The sequence below is a fragment of the Ochrobactrum quorumnocens genome, assembly GCF_002278035.1.
GTDB classification, from domain to species: domain Bacteria; phylum Pseudomonadota; class Alphaproteobacteria; order Rhizobiales; family Rhizobiaceae; genus Brucella; species Brucella quorumnocens.
The window spans coordinates 22,137-39,372 of the sequence record NZ_CP022604.1; the positions used below are offsets into that span (position 1 = coordinate 22,137).

Sequence of the window (17,236 nt, forward strand, 5' to 3'; positions counted from 1 at the left end):
CTATGGAGTGAACCCATGCGTGACATGATGGGCATGATGAAGCAGGCGAAAGAATTGCAGGCCAAGATGAAGGCCATGCAAGACGAGATTGCCAATCTTGAAGCAACCGCATCTTCGGGTGGTGGTCTGGTCACGATCACGCTTTCAGGCAAAGGCACACTATCGGCTCTCAAGATCGATCCGTCGCTTGCCAAGGAAGAAGAGGTGGAAATCCTCGAAGATCTGATCATTGCGGCCCACAACGATGCCAAGGCGAAGCTCGAAGCCGAAATGGCCGAAAAGACGCAGTCACTGACCGCTGGGTTGCCGATCCCTCCGGGCTTCAAGTTGCCGTTTTGATAGAGTAAGGCAGCAGAGAGCATGATTGCTCCTCTGCTGCCTTTGCCTACATCCTTATTCCTCTACTCCCCGAAGCAGCCCTACGTCCCAAAGCAGCATGTCCAAACGTATAGCCGGTCCTGAAATCGAACGTCTTATCCAGCTTCTGGCCCGTGTGCCGGGGCTTGGCCCGCGTTCGGCACGCCGCGCGGCGCTGCACCTGATCAAGAAGAAAGAAGCGCTGCTGATCCCGCTGGGCGGGGCGATGCAGGATGCTGCCGAAAAAGTGCGCATCTGCTCATGCTGCGGCAATGTCGATACATCCGATCCTTGCACCATTTGTACTGATGATCGCCGCGATCCATCCATGCTGATCGTCGTGGAAGACGTGTCCGATCTTTGGGCCCTGGAACGGGCTGGCACGATGAATGTTCGCTATCATGTGCTTGGCGGGCGGCTGTCGCCGCTTGATGGCATTGGTCCGGATGATCTCAACATCAAGGGGCTGGTTGAACGCGTAGCATCTGGCGAAATCAAGGAAGTGATTCTTGCTGTTAACGCGACGGTGGAAGGGCAGACGACCGCCCATTACATTACCGATCAGCTAACCGATTTCGATGTGCGTGTCACACGACTTGCGCATGGTGTGCCAGTGGGTGGTGAGCTTGATTATCTGGACGAAGGAACGCTTGCAGCAGCTCTGCGAGCGCGAACCGCACTATAAACATTCTGAAATTTGGAGACAGGCGTGATGGCAGGAAGATGGACCCGAAGCTTGAAACTTGCTCTCGGCCTGTTCGCGGCTTCTGCCATTACTCCATCGATTGCAGCACCGTCCAAAGCGCAAATTGAAAGCCAGTATCGCAACTGGATAGAAAAAGATCTCTGGCCTGAAGCCAAAGCTGCCGGCGTTTCACGTGCAATTTTCGAACAAGCTTTTGCAGGCGTTACCATCAACTGGAAGCTGCCTGATCTGGTGATTCCCGGCGAAAAGCCAACGACGCCCAAAGAACAGAAGCAGGCCGAATTCGGTGCCCCTGGCAAATATTTCAACGCCAAGACGCTTGGTTCCGTCACCAGTGGTGGCAAGGCGCGTCTTGGCCAGAATGCAAGTCTGCTTAAAAAAATTGAGCAGCAATATGGCGTGCCGGGGCGCATCGTTGTCGCCATTTGGGGACGTGAGTCGGGCTTCGGTACGGTCAAGATTCCATACAATGCGTTTGAAGTGCTCGGCACCAAAGCATTCATGGCAACGCGCAAGGACATGTTCCGCAAGGAGCTGATCGCAGCACTTGAGATCACCTCACGCGGTTACATTGCCAATGGTTCGATGAAAAGTTCATGGGCCGGCGCACTCGGTCAGCCGCAATTCATGCCGACTTCTTATCTCAAACACGCCGTTGATTTTGATGGCGATGGCAAGCGCGATATCTGGAACTCAGTCCCGGATACGCTGGCATCGATTGCCAATTATCTCAAAATCCATGGCTGGCAGAGCGGGCGCGATTGGGGCTACGAGGTCAATGTGCCTCAGAGTGTTTCTTGTTCGCTGGAAGGGCCTGATCAGGGCAAGACGTTTGGCGAGTGGGCAAAGCTCGGCATCAGTCGTGCTAACGGCAAGGCATTTCCTGCCAATGAAATGAAGGGCGAAGGCTTTTTGCTTATGCCCGCTGGTCGCTATGGCCCAGCCTTCATCGTGACGCCTAATTTCTACGTGATTAAAGATTACAATATGAGCGATCTTTATGCGCTCTTCATCGGTCATGTTGGTGATCGCATTGCCTATGGTGCGGGCGATTTCCAGACACAATGGGGCAATGTCGGCACCATGTACCGTTCTGACATTCAGGCCATGCAAAAGCGCATGCAGGTACAGGGATATGATGTTGGCAAGGCTGATGGCCTGCCTGGCTTTAAAACCCGCCGCTCAATCGGTCTGTGGCAATCCAAGAATGGAATGGCCCCGACCTGCTTCACCCAGCCTGAACTGGTAAAATCAATTCGCTAACGTTGATGCCGGGAGCCAAAACTCCCGGCATCAGTATTTTAAGCGGCCTTTGTCAGCATCCCGTGCGGGTCGAGGACGAATTTCTTCGCCACGCCCTGATCGAAGCTTTCATAGCCTTGTGGTGCGTCATCCAACGAAATCACCTGCGCATTGACGATTTCGGCAATGTTCAGACGTCCGTGCAAAATGGCCTGCATCAGTTGGCGATTATATTTAACCACTGGCGTCTGTCCTGTATGGAAAGACTGCGCCTTTGCCCAGCCAAGACCAAAGCGTAAGGAAAGACTTCCCTGCTGGGCTGCCTTGTCGACAGCACCCGGATCTTCCGTCACATAAAGACCTGGAATGCCGATGGAACCGGCAGGGCGCGTGATTTCCATCATCTGGTTGAGCACGATTGCCGGCTGCTCACCGCCACTGTGACCACGTGCTTCAAAGCCTACCGCATCAATGGCGCTATCCACTTCATTGCTGCCGGTTACTTCGGCAATCATATCGCCGAGGCGATCGCTGGCGGACAGATCAATCGGCTCGAAGCCCACTTTCCGTGCGTGCTCAAGACGTTCCTTATTGAAGTCTCCAACCATGACGACTGCAGCGCCCAGGATGCGGGCGGATGCTGCTGCAGCAAGCCCAACAGGACCGGCACCTGCCACATAGACGATCGAGCCTACCCCAACGCCAGCCTTCACCGCACCATGGAAGCCGGTGGGCAGAATGTCGGAAAGCATGGTCAGGTCGCGAATTTTCTCGATGGCCTGTTCACGATCTGGAAATTTCAGCAGGTTGAAGTCTGCATAAGGCACCATGACATAGCGCGCTTGCCCGCCAATCCAGCCGCCCATATCGACATAGCCATAAGCGCCACCGGCGCGCGAGGGGTTGACTGTGAGGCAGACACCTGTGTCCTGCGATTTGCAGCAGCGGCAGCGCCCACAGGCGACGTTAAACGGTACCGAAACGATGTCGCCCACTTCAAGCATTTCGACATCGCTGCCTTTTTCAATCACTTCGCCTGTGATTTCGTGACCGAGCACAAGGCCGGGCATGGCAGTGGTACGACCACGCACCATGTGTTGGTCGGAGCCGCAAATATTGGTTGTGATGACTTTCAGGATGACGGCGTGATCAAGTTTGCGACCATCAGGTGCGCTCAATACCGGATCATCAATGTCACGAACTTCGACTTTACCCGGGCGCATATACACGACGCCTCTATTCCTGCTCATGTCTACCTCCTCCAGATCGACAGTGCGGATCAGTCCCGATCCGCATAATGGGGTCGAGATGTGCGGGGGACATCCCCGTGCTGGAAGCCTACAGCGCTTATCGGTCGGGGAGTTGTTCTGTGCGCGACATGTCTGGTTCTTTCATCAGCATGGCGGCGAAAGATTTGAGCGCCTTGGTCTGATAGCGATCATTGTGCGAAAGCATGAGAAACTGTCTCTGTGGCAACACGAAGTTGGCTTTTACCAGTGTGCCCGCGGCAAGATGTGGCGCTGCCACCAGTTCAGAAATCGCGGTGACATAGTTGCCAGACAATACGGCAGAGCAGATGGCCTCGTTGGATGGCAATTCCAGTGCGATGTTAAGACGTGAAGGATTGTAGCCTGCGACGCGCATTGCATCCTCGAATACGCTGCGGGTGCCTGAGCCATGTTCGCGCAGTATCCACTTTCCATGAAACAGCGTGTCCCATGCGAGCTTACCGGCATCGCACCATTCGTGATCAGGTCGTGTGACGACAATGAGCTGATCTGTGCCGACCTTGCGCAATGAAAGTGTGGGTGCCTGAACAGCGCCTTCAACCAGCCCGATATCGGCGAGCCCTGCTTCGGTAGCTTCAGTCACACTTTCTGTATTGCCAAGCGTAAGCCGAACCTCGATGAGGGGTGAGGTGGCATGAAACCGTGCGAGATAGGGCGGCAGCCAGTAGCTGGCGATGGTCTGGCTCGCATGTATGGCAAGCGAGCCGCGTTTGCCGCCGCCAAGCTCCGAAAGCATACGCTCCGCCGATTGTGCTCGCGCAAGTGTTGCGCGGGCTTCATCGAGAAACATACGCCCATCACCGGTCAGCTCAATCCGACGCCCAATGCGATTGAAAAGCATCGCACCATAGCGGTCTTCCAGCGTTCGGATCGCTGAACTCACCGCCGATGGCGTCAGATGAAGCGCTTCGGAAGCACGGGTGAGATGCTCACGCTCGGCGACTTCAATGAAAATACGTAATTGTTCCAGTGTCATAGCGTCAATCGTTCGATCTTATCGAATGAATTGTGACATATAATGTGATGGAATGAACAGAAGAAATGCGGCATCTGATTGGAAAATATTTCTCAAGATATGAATGCCAAACCAGATGACAGCCGCAACATCGAATAAATTCAAGAACATTCTCCCCGGCCTAGCACTTAGCCTCGCCGTCTCAGCAGTTGCTGTCGGGCTTGAAAAGGTCGAGGAGCACTATACGGGCAAAGCTTGGCTCGAAGCGCTGGTATTGGCGATCCTGATCGGGACTGCAGTCAGAAGCATTTTTCGCCCCGGCAAGCAATTTGCCAAAGGCATCAGCTTTTCAGCAAAAATGCTGCTGGAGATTGCCGTTGTCTTGCTCGGTGCTTCCATCAGTGCAAGTGCTGTGATTGATGCCGGACCAGGCTTAATACTCGGCATTGCCTGCGTTGTGATGATGGCGATTACCTTCAGCTATGGCATCGGGCGGCTGTTTAAATTGCCTCATCGCATGGCCGTTCTGGTTGCTTGTGGCAATTCAATCTGCGGCAACTCGGCCATCGCGGCCACAGCACCAGTCATTGGGGCAGACAGCGAAGATATCGCGGCCTCAATCGCGTTTACTGCCATTCTCGGTGTTGTCGTCGTGCTGTGCCTGCCGCTGCTGGTGCCACTGCTGGGCCTGTCACATACACAATATGGCATTCTCGCCGGTTTAACGGTTTATGCCGTGCCGCAGGTTCTCGCAGCCACTGCGCCGATAGCCACCATCAGCGTGCAGCTTGGAACATTGGTCAAGCTGGTGCGCGTGCTGATGCTGGGGCCGGTCATTCTGACGCTATCGGTTCTGGCCGGTAACAAGGACGCAGAGGTAAAGCCCGGCTTCCTGCAACTCGTGCCTTGGTTCATCATTGGATTTCTCGGTATGATGGCGCTGCGCTCGCTGCATCTCATCCCGAACACCATTCTGCCAGGCATTCAATTCGCATCGACAGCCTTGACGATTATTTCCATGGCTGCACTGGGATTGGGTGTCGATATACGCTCCGTTGCCTCAGCGGGTGGACGCGTAACGCTCACCGCCATTCTTTCGCTGCTGGTTCTGGGGGCAATCAGCTTGGGTCTCATCCATCTGCTCGGCGTCGTGTGAGGATGGAATTTTAAAGCATAATTCCGAGCAGAATGAAACGAGGGTCGATAAGATCGTGCTTCAATTAAAAGGAGTTTAGAGCGTTGAATCTCACTCTTATCAGCTCAAATCGCGTCTGAGAACTAAGCGCCGAAGCTCTTATGGATATGCATATGCAGAAAAGAAAAAGCCCGCCGAATGGCGGGCTTTCTCATTTTTGGCAGAAGATCAGAACCTATTAGTTGGTTTCCGACTTCTTCATGGCTGCAGCAAGAATATCGCCGAGCGAAGCGCCTGAGTCGGACGAACCGTACTGAGCAACTGCTTCTTTTTCTTCAGCGATTTCGAGTGCCTTGATCGAGACCTGCAGCTTGCGGGTCTTCTTGTCGAAGGCGATGACGCGAGCGTCAACCTTCTGACCAACGGTGAAGCGTTCTGGACGCTGTTCATCGCGGTCACGAGACAGATCAGAGCGCTTGATGAAGCTGTCGAGGTCGTGGTCGACGAGACGAACTTCAAGACCACCATCGGTAACTGCTGTGACTTCACAGGTTACAACGGCGTTCTTGCGCAGTTCACCCGAAGCTGCTGCTTCGCCGACCTTGTCGCCGGAAAGCTGCTTGATGCCGAGCGAGATGCGTTCCTTCTCGATGTCAACATCGAGAACGACAGCCTTAACGACTTCACCCTTGTTGTACTCTTCGATAACCTGTTCGCCTGGACGGTTCCAGTCGAGGTCGGAGAGGTGAACCATGCCGTCAACGTCGCCGTCGAGACCAATAAACAGGCCGAATTCGGTCTTGTTCTTGACTTCGCCTTCAACGATCGTGCCCTGTGGGTACTTCTGAGCGAACGTGGTCCATGGGTTGTCGAGGGTCTGCTTGAGACCGAGGGAGATGCGGCGCTTGACCGGATCCACTTCGAGAACAACGACTTCGACTTCCTGAGTGGTCGAAAGAATTTTGCCCGGATGGACATTCTTCTTGGTCCACGACATTTCGGAAACGTGGATCAGGCCTTCGATGCCTGGCTCGATTTCGACGAATGCACCGTAGTCGGTGATGTTCGTGACAGTGCCGGTGATCTTTTTGCCGATCGGGTACTTCGCGCCGATGCCATCCCAAGGATCGTTCTCGAGCTGCTTCATGCCGAGCGAGATACGATGAGTTTCCTGGTTGATACGGATAATCTGCACCTTGACCGTCTGGCCGATGGTGAGGATTTCCGAAGGATGGTTGACGCGGCGCCATGCCATGTCAGTAACGTGCAGGAGGCCGTCGATGCCGCCGAGGTCAACGAACGCACCGTAATCGGTGATGTTCTTGACAACGCCTTCAACAACCTGACCTTCTTCAAGGTTCTGAACGATTTCCGAACGCTGTTCCGCACGGCTTTCTTCAAGAACGGTACGACGCGAGACAACGATGTTGCCGCGACGCTTGTCCATCTTGAGAATTTCGAAAGGCTGTGGGACGTGCATGAGCGGGGTAACGTCGCGGATCGGACGAATGTCGACCTGCGAACGTGGAAGGAATGCAACTGCGCCATCGAGATCGACGGTGAAACCACCCTTGACCTGATTGAAGATAACGCCATCGACGCGCTCGCCATTGGCGAACTTCTGCTCGAGCTTGCCCCAGCTTTCTTCACGACGTGCTTTTTCGCGCGACAGAACAGCTTCGCCGAGTGCGTTTTCGATGCGCTCAACGTAAACTTCAACTTCGTCGCCCGGCTTCATCGAGCCGTCTTTGCCCTTCGCGCCGAATTCCTTCAGCGGTACGCGACCTTCGACCTTGAGGCCTGCATCGATGATTGCCATATCTTTTTCGATGGCAACGATGCGACCCTTTACAACATAACCTTCTGCAAGGTCATTGTTGGCAAAGGATTCGGCCAGCAGCGACTCGAAGTCTGCGAGAGAGGGATTGAATTCAGACATAAATACTCCTGATGCATCCGGTATGAAACAACATCGGATGCGGCGCCGGGGGTTAGCGTTGCGTTAGGCCTGTCCTTCGGTTCCGTCCCTTTGGGACAACCGGCGCGTGGAACGCGAAGTCAGGTTATAAATGCGGGTGAGACCTATATAGGAACAAACCCCGAATTATCCAGCATTTCTAGGGCATAATTATACCAGAAAGTCTCGCGACTATCCCGATATTATGCCTTGTGCTGCGCGAAAGCGTGATCAATCAGCTTTTTCGCCGCAAGAAATGCCGCTTCTATACTCATTTCGCTCGTATCTAGCAAGTGCGCGTCTTCCGCAGGCCGCAACGGCGAATCCGTGCGGTTCATGTCGCGCTCGTCGCGCGTCTTGAGATCGGCCAGAATTTTATCGAAATCGGCCGTGCCACCTTTTGCGACGATCTCTTCAAAGCGGCGCTGTGCACGCACTTCCGGCGAGGCAGTCACAAAGAGCTTGATTTCGGCCTGTGGACAGACGACCGTTCCGATATCGCGTCCGTCAAGCACGCTTGATGGCAATGCGGCTGCAAAATTACGCTGCGCTTCAACAAGTGCGCGTCGTACGGCAGGCATGACAGCCACTTTGGAGGCCGCCTCGCCAATGGCATGGGCAGAAAGCACGTTCTTGTCCATCTCGTGCAGATCGAGATGAAGGGCGACTTCCGCCGCAATCACCTCATTATCGAGCGGTAAGTCCTTATCGAGCAGCGCTTTCGCAACTGCACGATAGGTTAACCCGGTATCGAGATGAGGAATACCGTAATGAATGGCAATGCGTCGGGCAAGAGTTCCCTTGCCCGAAGCTGCTGGTCCGTCGATGGCAACGACGAAGCTTGTCATTGCTGCTCGCTTACTTTGATTTTCGCACCAATGTCCGGCATCATGGTCATGAATTCCGGAAATGAAGTGGCGATCATCGTGCTGTCATCGACAGTGACCGGCTTTTCTGAAGCCAGCCCCATGACGAGGAAGCTCATTGCGATGCGGTGATCAAGGTGTGTGGCAACTGTACCGCCGCCCAGGCCCTTGCCGTCTGGACGACCGCGAACGGTCAGGGACATTTCGCCTTCGGTGCAATCGACGCCATTGGCTTCGAGGCCGCGGGCGACCGCTGCAAGACGATCTGATTCTTTGACGCGCAGTTCGTCGAGACCATCCATGGTGGTTTCGCCTTCAGCAAAAGAAGCCGCAATCGCCAGAACCGGATATTCATCGATCATCGAAGGCGCACGTTCCGGAGGAACAGTAACGCCCTTGAGCTTCGAGGATTTCACGCGCAGATCGGCAACATCTTCACCGCCCGCAAGACGCGGATCGATGATTTCGATGTCTGCGCCCATTTCCTGTAAAGTGAGGATAAGGCCAGTGCGGGTCGGGTTCATCAGCACGTTGCGAATGGTGACATCCGAACCTTCAACAAGCAGCGCCGCCACAAGTGGGAAGGCTGTTGATGAAGGATCGCCCGGCACGTCGATGGTCTGTCCGATAAGCTTGCCTTGTCCGGTGATGCGGATATGGCGAACACCCTCGTTGTCGGTTTCGACCGAAAGGTCGGCACCAAAGCCCTGCAACATCTTTTCAGTGTGATCGCGCGTCATGACCGGTTCAATGACGGTGGTGACACCTGGCGTATTGAGGCCGGCAAGCAGAACTGCAGATTTCACCTGCGCAGAAGCCATAGGCACGCGATAGCTGATCGGATTGGCTGTCTTTGGGCCTGTCAATGTCAGCGGCAGGCGATCGCCTTCGGAAGCCTTTACCTGAACGCCCATTTCACGCAGCGGATTAAGCACACGGCCCATAGGGCGCGAGGTCAGCGATGCGTCACCGATAAAGGTCGTCGTCATATCGTAAGTGCCGACGAGGCCCATGGTGAGACGGGCACCGGTTCCGGCGTTACCGAAATCGAGCGGCGCTTCTGGTTGCAACAGGCAGCCATTGCCGACACCGTTGATGACCCAGACATTACCATCTTTGCGGATCTTGGCACCCATGGCCTGCATGGCACGGCCTGTATTGATGACGTCCTCGCCTTCCAGCAGACCTGTAATGCGGGTTTCACCTGATGCGAGACCACCGAACATGAAGGAGCGGTGGGAAATAGATTTGTCACCCGGAATGCGGATTTCACCCTTAAGTGCCTCAGAATGGCGGGCGATTGCAGGTTTCGGGGATGCAGAATGGGACATGGATTTTTCACTGTCTCATTTGGGCGTTATTCACGCGGGATTGATCAAAGCGGCAGCTTCCTAGCACAGGAACAGGGCGGGGTCATCCGCCAATGCGTGATTTGAGGCATTGTAAGAGAGCAGAATGAGTCTTTGGCTTTGACAAAAGCTGCAAATTGCGTTTATGCACCGAACAACACCGTAAGGCGCGCTTCACGCCTTCTCCTCACCAACTGAAGGTTTGGAGTATAATGGCGAGCTTAAAGCATGTAAGCGTAGCAGACGCGGTTTGAATGAATTTGTGACCCGGATGAACAAGCGGCCTAAAACGTCGCAGGCGCGACGGGGACAACAAGAGGCGTGGAGTGCCACAGGCACGACAGGGATAAAAACTCACGAGGCTAAACGTGGCAAAATCTGAACTTGGTACCAAGCGCATCGATCCGGAAACGGGCAAGAAGTTTTACGATCTCAATCGCGACCCGATTGTTTCGCCTTACACCGGCATTTCGTACCCACGGTCGTATTTTGAAGCGACTGTAGCGGAAAGCCGTGCGGCCGAACAGGAAGAAGAAGCCGAAGAGCTGGATACCGCACTGGAAAAGCCAGAATTCGTTTCTCTCGAGGATGCGGACGACGAAGCCAAGGGCGGCGAAGATCTGCCGGAAATCGACGACGACGTCGATCTTGGCGACGATGATGACGATACATTCCTCGAAGAAGAGGAAGACGAAGACGACGACGTATCCGGTATTCTGGGTGGCGGCGTCGGCGGTGACGACGAAGAAGTCTAATCCGGTCTTCACGGATCAGTTTCAACAAGGCGGCTCATTGGGCCGCCTTGTTGCGTTTTAATATTTCTTTTTGCGGCTTTGGCCTATCTTGAAGGCAGCTTGAGCATAATCGGCAAATTATTTTTGGCAGATACCAAAAGAGTTGTGATTTAGCTCTTGATCTTCTGTAGCGAGCCATTTAATAAGCCGCCACACCAGACAGTAATTCCTGTCTGGCCCACCTCGAAAGAGGCCGGATGGGGCCATAGCTCAGCTGGGAGAGCGCTTGCATGGCATGCAAGAGGTCAGCGGTTCGATCCCGCTTGGCTCCACCAAAATCCCCAGTGATGTTAGATTTACAAAAACATTCAGAAAAACCTGATTTGGTTTCATATTTGCCAATATTAAGTTTCGCTCGACTTTTCACTCAATATTGCTACTGAAGTTTCATTGAAACAATTGTCAGTGATACGTTGAATGAAGAGGATTGCTGAATTCGACGGTTTGCGGTTTCTTCTGTGCTTGGGAATCGCAATCTTTCATTTTTCCTTCCGGCTTCCCGTGAAGAGCGATCACCTGCAAGAGCTTATATTAACATTCTCTTATTTTACCGATGTCTTTTTTATTGTTTCTGGATTGTTTCTTGCACGTCGAGATAATTATATATGGAATAGGCGCCATTATATTGGCTTTGTCGGAAAGCGTCTGGCGCGAATTTATCCGCTACACGCAATAACCTTTGCGTGCTTTGCGCTTCTGTCTGTCCTCACTGCCACCGGCCTGCTTCATCCTACTGCTGAACCCAATATGAGCCTGTCGGATGGGCTCACGCAATTGCTGCTTATTCACGATTGGGGGCTCGGAAGAACACTTTCTTATAATTACGTCAGCTGGTCGCTGAGCGCGCTCTTCTTAATGTATCTCTGTTTTCCGCTGTTCGACATTCTGTGCCACCGTCTTGGAGGCTTGATCCTCATCGTCATCATCGTTGCTGTGATGGGCGGGGAATATCTGGCGCAGAAGCTGAATGTATTGTCGATCACTCGTATTCAGTTTGCTGATATTGGCGTTTTACGCGCTCTGCCGTCGTTCCTCTTTGGAATGTGGCTTGCACGGCAAACGCACCATAAAGTTCCAGCAATCTTAATTAAGATTGCGCTCGCTGCTTGTCTGATGATCTTTCTATTTTATCATCCAGAAAGCGTTGCAGGCGAGCCGGCCACGCTGGAGGGTCCGTTGCGTTTGGCCTTTCTCTATTTTTGCCTTTACGTGCTTTATCTTGCCGCCATAGAGAATATCTATACGCCGCTGCGGCTTCGTCCACTGGTGACGCTGTCCCGATACAGCTTCGGCATTTTCATTCTGCATCCTCTCGTAGGGCTCGTCTTTTTCAATGCCATTCCGCAACATTGGGGAGAGACCACAATGGGGGCAATATTGCTGATCGGTGGTGGTGTTTCGGCAAGCCTTCTGGCAGCAGTTGTCGCTTGGCACCTTTTCGAAAACCCAATCAATCGCTGGCTCGTTATGCGTATTAATGCGTGGGTAAACCAAGAAGATGAATCTACGAAGTTGCCGCTTCCAGAGGGAACCGCCTGACCTTTGTAAAGAACATCGCATTGCATCAAGAAAATATGTTTCTCAGCAAAGGCATGGACGAGGCGGCAAGTCTCTTTTAGAAATTCGTGTTGGAGCTGACCGGAAGACGGTTTTCAGCTTCACATGATTCTGGGAGGAATGATGATTAAAGAGGCTATTTCCGTTGACATCCATCCGCTGTGGCAACCCGATGCTAGGCGCATCGCGGCAAGCGCGCTCGAGAAGTTTCGCGTGCAGGCAGAGGAGAGGACAGGTCGGAAACTTGCTGATTATCAGGCATTGCATTGCTGGTCCGTAGAAGATCGTGCCGGTTTCTGGACGTCGCTCTGGGATTTCTGCGATGTAATTGGTACACGTGGCGAGATAGCTCTTATCGACGAAGGCCATATGCGTACGGCGCAATTTTTCCCTCAAGCCATGCTCAATTTCGCAGAGAACCTCCTGCACAAGAAAGGCGAGACTGAAGCAATCGTCTTTCGTGGGGAGAACAAGGTCGAGCGCCGCCTGACATGGGATGACCTTCATGCACTCGTCTCTAAGCTCCAGCAATTTATGCTGGCAGAAGGGGTAAAGCCCGGTGATCGTATCGCGGGTATGATGCCCAATATGCCGGAAGCCGTGGCTCTCATGCTGGCGACCTCGTCGATTGGTGCTGTCTGGTCATCCTGCTCGCCGGATTTTGGCGTTCAGGGTGTGCTGGACCGCTTCGGTCAGATTGAGCCAAAACTGTTTTTCGCTTGCGATGGTTACTGGTACAATGGCAAGCGCATAGACGTATCCGACAAGATTGCAGAAGTGACGGCGAAGTTGCCGGGATTAAAACGATCCGTCATTGTGACCTATCTTGGTGAGGCAGAAGCTGTTGCAAGCCGAGCCGAGAGGGGCATTGCGCTTGATAATGCACTTGCATCAATCATGGCAAAAGAGGTCGAATTCACCCGCCAGCCATTCGATCATCCGCTTTGTATCCTGTTTTCGTCCGGCACGACGGGCATTCCGAAATGCATCGTACATCGCGCGGGCGGCGTGCTGTTGCAGCATTTGAAGGAACACCGCCTGCATGCGGATATTCGCGATGGCGACCGTTTCTTTTATTTCACCACCTGTGGCTGGATGATGTGGAACTGGCTGGCGTCAGGCATCGCCACCGGCGCAACATTGTTGCTCTATGACGGCTCGCCTTTCCATCCTGATGGGAACGCATTGTTTGACTATGCGGCAGCCGAAGGCATGACCTATTTCGGCACGTCGGCCAAGTTCATCGATGCTGTAGCGAAGGCGGGATTGAAGCCCAGCGAGACACATGATCTTTCCGCACTGCGGACAATCTCCTCCACCGGCTCGCCCTTGTCGCCGGAAGGCTTTGCCTTCGTCTATGAGGGGATCAAGAAGGACGTGCATCTGGCGTCAATCTCAGGCGGTACGGATATCGTTTCCTGCTTCGTACTCGGTGTGCCGACCGAGCCAGTGTGGCAAGGCGAGATTCAAGGCGCGGGTCTCGGCATGGCTGTCGATGTGTGGGACGACGATGGTAAGCCGGTACGTGAGCAAAAAGGCGAACTGGTCTGCACCAAAGCCTTCCCCTCTATGCCGTTACAATTCTGGAATGACCCGGGCGGCGAGAAATATAAGGCGGCTTATTTCGAGCGTTTCGACAATATCTGGTGTCATGGCGATTTCGCTGAATGGACCGCGCATGATGGCATCATCATTCATGGCCGTTCGGATGCGACGCTTAATCCAGGCGGTGTGCGGATCGGCACGGCGGAGATTTACAATCAGGTAGAGCAGATGCCGGAGATCGTGGAAGCGCTCTGCATCGGGCAGGATTGGGATCATGACGTGCGCGTGGTGCTGTTCGTGCGGTTGATTGAGGGTGTTGCGCTTGACGATGATCTGAAAGCACGCATCAAGACGAAAGTCCGCACAGGTGCTACGCCGCGCCATGTGCCAGCGAAGATCGTGGCGGTCAAAGATATTCCGCGTACTAAGTCTGGAAAAATCGTTGAACTTGCCGTGCGTGACATTGTGCACGGACGCGACGTGAAAAACAGGGAAGCGCTGGCGAACCCGGAAGCACTGGAACTTTATCGCAATCTTGTCGATCTTGAGCAGGATTAGACAGCGAAAGATAATTTCGTTATAGGGTAATAAATAGCCACAGAACGCCGCGCAAACCCATTGCCTATTTGATCGCCACGGGACACTCTGACCGGAACATAGCTGTTCTTAAAAACAGCAGCCGGGCAGAACTTGTGGAGGACGAGTATGTTTGCATCGGGCATGAACTTCGGTCTTGGCGAGGAGATCGAAGCCCTTCGGGATACTGTGCGCCGTTTTGCGGAAAGCCGCATTGCGCCGCTTGCTGCCGACACCGACCGCAACAATGCATTTCCCATGGATCTCTGGCGTGAACTGGGTGAGCTTGGTGTGCTTGGGATCACCGCTCCTGAAGACTATGGCGGTGCTGGTATGGGCTATCTCGCTCATTGTATTGCCATGGAAGAAATCAGCCGCGCGTCGGCGTCGATTGGCCTGAGCTATGGCGCGCATTCCAATCTCTGTGTCAATCAGATCAAGCGTAACGGCTCTCCCGAACAACGCGCAAAATATCTGCCAAAACTTATTTCCGGCGAGCATGTCGGCGCGCTCGCCATGTCTGAGCCGGGTGCTGGTTCCGATGTCGTTTCGATGAAACTTGCCGCCGAGAAACGCGGCGACCGTTACGTTCTCAACGGAAACAAGATGTGGATCACCAACGGCCCGGATGCCGATGTGCTGGTGGTTTATGCCAAGACCGATCCGTCGGCAGACCCGCGCGGGATCAGTGCCTTCATCGTCGAAAAAGGTTTCAAGGGGTTTTCGACCGCGCAGAAGCTCGACAAGCTTGGTATGCGCGGTTCCAACACCTGCGAACTTGTGTTCGAGGATTGTGAAGTGCCAGCTGAAAATCTGCTTGGGCAGGTGGGCAAGGGCGTCAATGTGCTGATGTCCGGCCTGGATTATGAGCGCGTGGTGTTGGCGGGTGGTCCGCTTGGTATCATGGCGGCTTGTCTGGATGTCGTCGTGCCTTATGTGCATGAGCGCAAGCAGTTCGACCAACCGATTGGCGAGTTTCAGCTTATGCAAGGCAAACTTGCCGATATGTATGTGCTGTTCAATGCCTCACGCGCCTATGTTTATGCTGTGGCAGCGGCCTGTGATCGTGGCGAGACGACGCGTAAGGACGCGGCTGGCTGCATTCTCTATGCAGCTGAAAACGCCACGCAGATGGCGTTGCAGGCAATACAGGCACTGGGCGGCAATGGGTATATCAATGATTATCCGACCGGGCGTCTGCTGCGGGATGCAAAACTATATGAAATCGGCGCAGGCACATCTGAAATCCGCCGCATGCTGATTGGACGGGAACTCTTTCAGGAGACCCGCTGATGCCGGTTCTGAAATCAGAAATCTCGACCCGCAGCACCACTTTTGAAGCCAATCGCAAGGCGATGCTGGCGGCGATCGATGTCGTAGCGGAAGCGTCTCAACTTGCCATCGATGGTGGCGGCGAGAAAGCGCGTGAACGCCATGTTTCGCGGGGGAAAATTCTGCCACGTGACCGCGTCGCGCAATTGCTTGATCCTGGTTCGCCTTTTCTGGAAGTAGGGCTGACAGCAGCTCACGGCACGTATGAGGGTGCAGCGCCTTCAGGCGGCATTATCACCGGCATCGGGCGTGTATCTGGCCGCGAATGCATGATCGTCTGTAATGATGCGACGGTGAAGGGCGGCACCTATTATCCTATCACCGTGAAAAAGCATCTGCGGGCGCAGGAGATCGCTGGCGAAAACCGCCTTCCATGCGTCTATCTGGTCGATTCAGGCGGTGCGAACTTACCTAATCAAGATGAGGTATTCCCGGATCGCGATCATTTCGGGCGCATCTTTTATAATCAGGCGCAAATGTCGGCGGCGGGCATTCCGCAAATCGCCGTGGTCATGGGTTCTTGCACGGCAGGCGGTGCGTACGTGCCTGCCATGAGCGACGAGACAGTGATCGTGCGCAATCAGGGCACCATCTTTCTGGCGGGTCCACCGTTGGTCAAAGCTGCAACCGGAGAGGTGGTGAGCGCGGAAGATCTCGGCGGTGGTGACACGCATACAAGGCTTTCCGGCGTTGCCGATCATCTGGCCAATGACGATGCGCATGCGCTGCAAATTGCGCGTGCGATTGCTGCTAATCTCAACCGCGAAAAGCGCGGGTTCATTCCAAGAGGCGACGGCGCTCCCCCGCTTTATGACCCGGAAGAAATCCTGGGCGTCGTTTCCGCCGATACGCGCATTCCCTATGATGTGCGCGAGGTGATCGCACGTCTGGTCGACGGTTCCGATTTCGATGAGTTCAAGGCGCGCTACGGCACCACGCTTGTGTGCGGTTTTGCTAGCGTCTACGGTATGCCGGTTGGCATTATCGCCAATAATGGCGTGCTGTTTTCTGAAGCAGCACTCAAGGGCGCGCATTTCATCGAGCTTTGCTGCCAGCGTAATATTCCGCTGGTTTTTCTGCAAAACATCACCGGCTTCATGGTTGGGCGAAAATATGAGGCCGAAGGCATAGCCAAGAACGGGGCCAAGCTGGTGACGGCAGTTGCGACCGCCAATGTGCCCAAAATCACCATGCTGATTGGCGCCTCCTATGGCGCGGGCAATTACGGCATGGCGGGGCGGGCTTATTCGCCGCGCTTTTTGTGGACATGGCCGAACAGCCGCATCGCGGTGATGGGCGGCGAACAGGCGGCAGGCGTGCTGGCAACGGTCAAGCGTGATGGGATTGAACGAACCGGCGGTAGCTGGTCGGCAGAGGAAGAAGCGGAATTCAAGCGCCCAACACTGGAAATGTTCGAGCGCCAAAGCCACCCGCTTTATGCGTCGGCAAGGCTTTGGGATGACGGTATTGTCGATCCGCGCAAGAGCCGCGAAGTGCTCGGTCTTTCACTCTCTGCAACGCTGAATGCGCCGGTTGAGCTGACGCGTTTCGGCCTGTTTAGAATGTGAGGGCTATC

14 protein-coding genes and 1 tRNA gene are annotated in these 17,236 nt (G+C 54.2%); 10 read left to right on the top strand and 5 right to left on the bottom strand.

The window, feature by feature from the left end; all coding sequences use genetic code 11:
• Window positions 1-15: 15 nt before the first annotated feature.
• From CES85_RS09570 to CES85_RS09580, 3 genes are all read left to right on the top strand, one after another.
• Window positions 16-339: a YbaB/EbfC family nucleoid-associated protein gene (locus CES85_RS09570; protein WP_094578639.1), complete on the top strand. Its 324-nt coding sequence runs from the start codon at window positions 16-18 to the stop codon at window positions 337-339.
• Between the two features lie 97 nt (window positions 340-436).
• Window positions 437-1,042, top strand: coding sequence for a recombination mediator RecR (recR, locus tag CES85_RS09575; protein ID WP_095445798.1), 606 nt, complete (start codon window positions 437-439; stop codon window positions 1,040-1,042).
• Between the two features lie 27 nt (window positions 1,043-1,069).
• Window positions 1,070-2,326 carry a lytic murein transglycosylase gene (locus CES85_RS09580; protein ID WP_210318452.1) on the top strand — a complete coding sequence of 419 codons (1,257 nt, stop codon included), beginning with the start codon at window positions 1,070-1,072 and terminating at the stop codon, window positions 2,324-2,326.
• A gap of 38 nt (window positions 2,327-2,364) precedes the next feature.
• Here CES85_RS09580 and fdhA read toward each other — a convergent pair whose 3' ends face one another.
• Both fdhA and CES85_RS09590 read right to left on the bottom strand, forming a co-directional pair.
• Window positions 2,365-3,555: a formaldehyde dehydrogenase, glutathione-independent gene (fdhA, locus tag CES85_RS09585; RefSeq protein ID WP_095445800.1), complete on the bottom strand. Its 1,191-nt coding sequence runs from the start codon at window positions 3,553-3,555 to the stop codon at window positions 2,365-2,367.
• 97 nt (window positions 3,556-3,652) lie between these two features.
• Window positions 3,653-4,570 carry a LysR family transcriptional regulator gene (locus CES85_RS09590; protein WP_095445801.1) on the bottom strand — a complete coding sequence of 306 codons (918 nt, stop codon included), beginning with the start codon at window positions 4,568-4,570 and terminating at the stop codon, window positions 3,653-3,655.
• A gap of 115 nt (window positions 4,571-4,685) precedes the next feature.
• Here CES85_RS09590 and CES85_RS09595 point away from each other — a divergent pair, with 115 nt between their 5' ends.
• Complete coding sequence (locus CES85_RS09595; RefSeq protein ID WP_095447817.1) at window positions 4,686-5,705, top strand: YeiH family protein; 1,020 nt, start codon at window positions 4,686-4,688, stop codon at window positions 5,703-5,705.
• Between the two features lie 217 nt (window positions 5,706-5,922).
• On the opposite strand, the gene rpsA is transcribed toward CES85_RS09595, so the two are convergent.
• From rpsA to aroA, 3 genes are all read right to left on the bottom strand, one after another.
• The gene (rpsA, locus tag CES85_RS09600; RefSeq protein WP_095445802.1) at window positions 5,923-7,623 is read right to left on the bottom strand and encodes a 30S ribosomal protein S1; all 1,701 of its coding nucleotides are present in this window, start codon (window positions 7,621-7,623) and stop codon (window positions 5,923-5,925) included.
• A 221-nt stretch (window positions 7,624-7,844) separates the two neighbouring features.
• The gene (gene cmk, locus CES85_RS09605; protein ID WP_095445803.1) at window positions 7,845-8,489 is read right to left on the bottom strand and encodes a (d)CMP kinase; all 645 of its coding nucleotides are present in this window, start codon (window positions 8,487-8,489) and stop codon (window positions 7,845-7,847) included.
• On the bottom strand, window positions 8,486-9,838 hold the full coding sequence (aroA, locus tag CES85_RS09610; RefSeq protein ID WP_095445804.1) for a 3-phosphoshikimate 1-carboxyvinyltransferase: 1,353 nt from the start codon (window positions 9,836-9,838) through the stop codon (window positions 8,486-8,488). Before aroA ends, cmk begins: the two co-directional genes overlap by 4 nt.
• Window positions 9,839-10,224: 386 nt before the next feature.
• On the opposite strand from aroA, the gene CES85_RS09615 reads away from it, so the two are divergent.
• From CES85_RS09615 to CES85_RS09640, 6 genes are all read left to right on the top strand, one after another.
• Window positions 10,225-10,611 carry a TIGR02300 family protein gene (locus CES85_RS09615; protein WP_095445805.1) on the top strand — a complete coding sequence of 129 codons (387 nt, stop codon included), beginning with the start codon at window positions 10,225-10,227 and terminating at the stop codon, window positions 10,609-10,611.
• A gap of 238 nt (window positions 10,612-10,849) precedes the next feature.
• Window positions 10,850-10,925, top strand: a tRNA-Ala gene (locus tag CES85_RS09620).
• A gap of 142 nt (window positions 10,926-11,067) precedes the next feature.
• On the top strand, window positions 11,068-12,189 hold the full coding sequence (locus CES85_RS09625) for an acyltransferase family protein (RefSeq protein WP_095445806.1): 1,122 nt from the start codon (window positions 11,068-11,070) through the stop codon (window positions 12,187-12,189).
• A 138-nt stretch (window positions 12,190-12,327) separates the two neighbouring features.
• Window positions 12,328-14,310 (top strand): acetoacetate--CoA ligase, encoded by a 1,983-nt coding sequence (locus CES85_RS09630; RefSeq protein ID WP_095447818.1) that lies wholly within the window; start codon window positions 12,328-12,330, stop codon window positions 14,308-14,310.
• 162 nt (window positions 14,311-14,472) lie between these two features.
• Window positions 14,473-15,621 carry an isovaleryl-CoA dehydrogenase gene (locus CES85_RS09635; RefSeq protein WP_208636305.1) on the top strand — a complete coding sequence of 383 codons (1,149 nt, stop codon included), beginning with the start codon at window positions 14,473-14,475 and terminating at the stop codon, window positions 15,619-15,621.
• Window positions 15,621-17,228 (top strand): carboxyl transferase domain-containing protein, encoded by a 1,608-nt coding sequence (locus tag CES85_RS09640; RefSeq protein ID WP_095445808.1) that lies wholly within the window; start codon window positions 15,621-15,623, stop codon window positions 17,226-17,228. The genes CES85_RS09635 and CES85_RS09640 overlap by 1 nt, the downstream gene beginning before the upstream one ends.
• Window positions 17,229-17,236 lie beyond the last annotated feature (8 nt).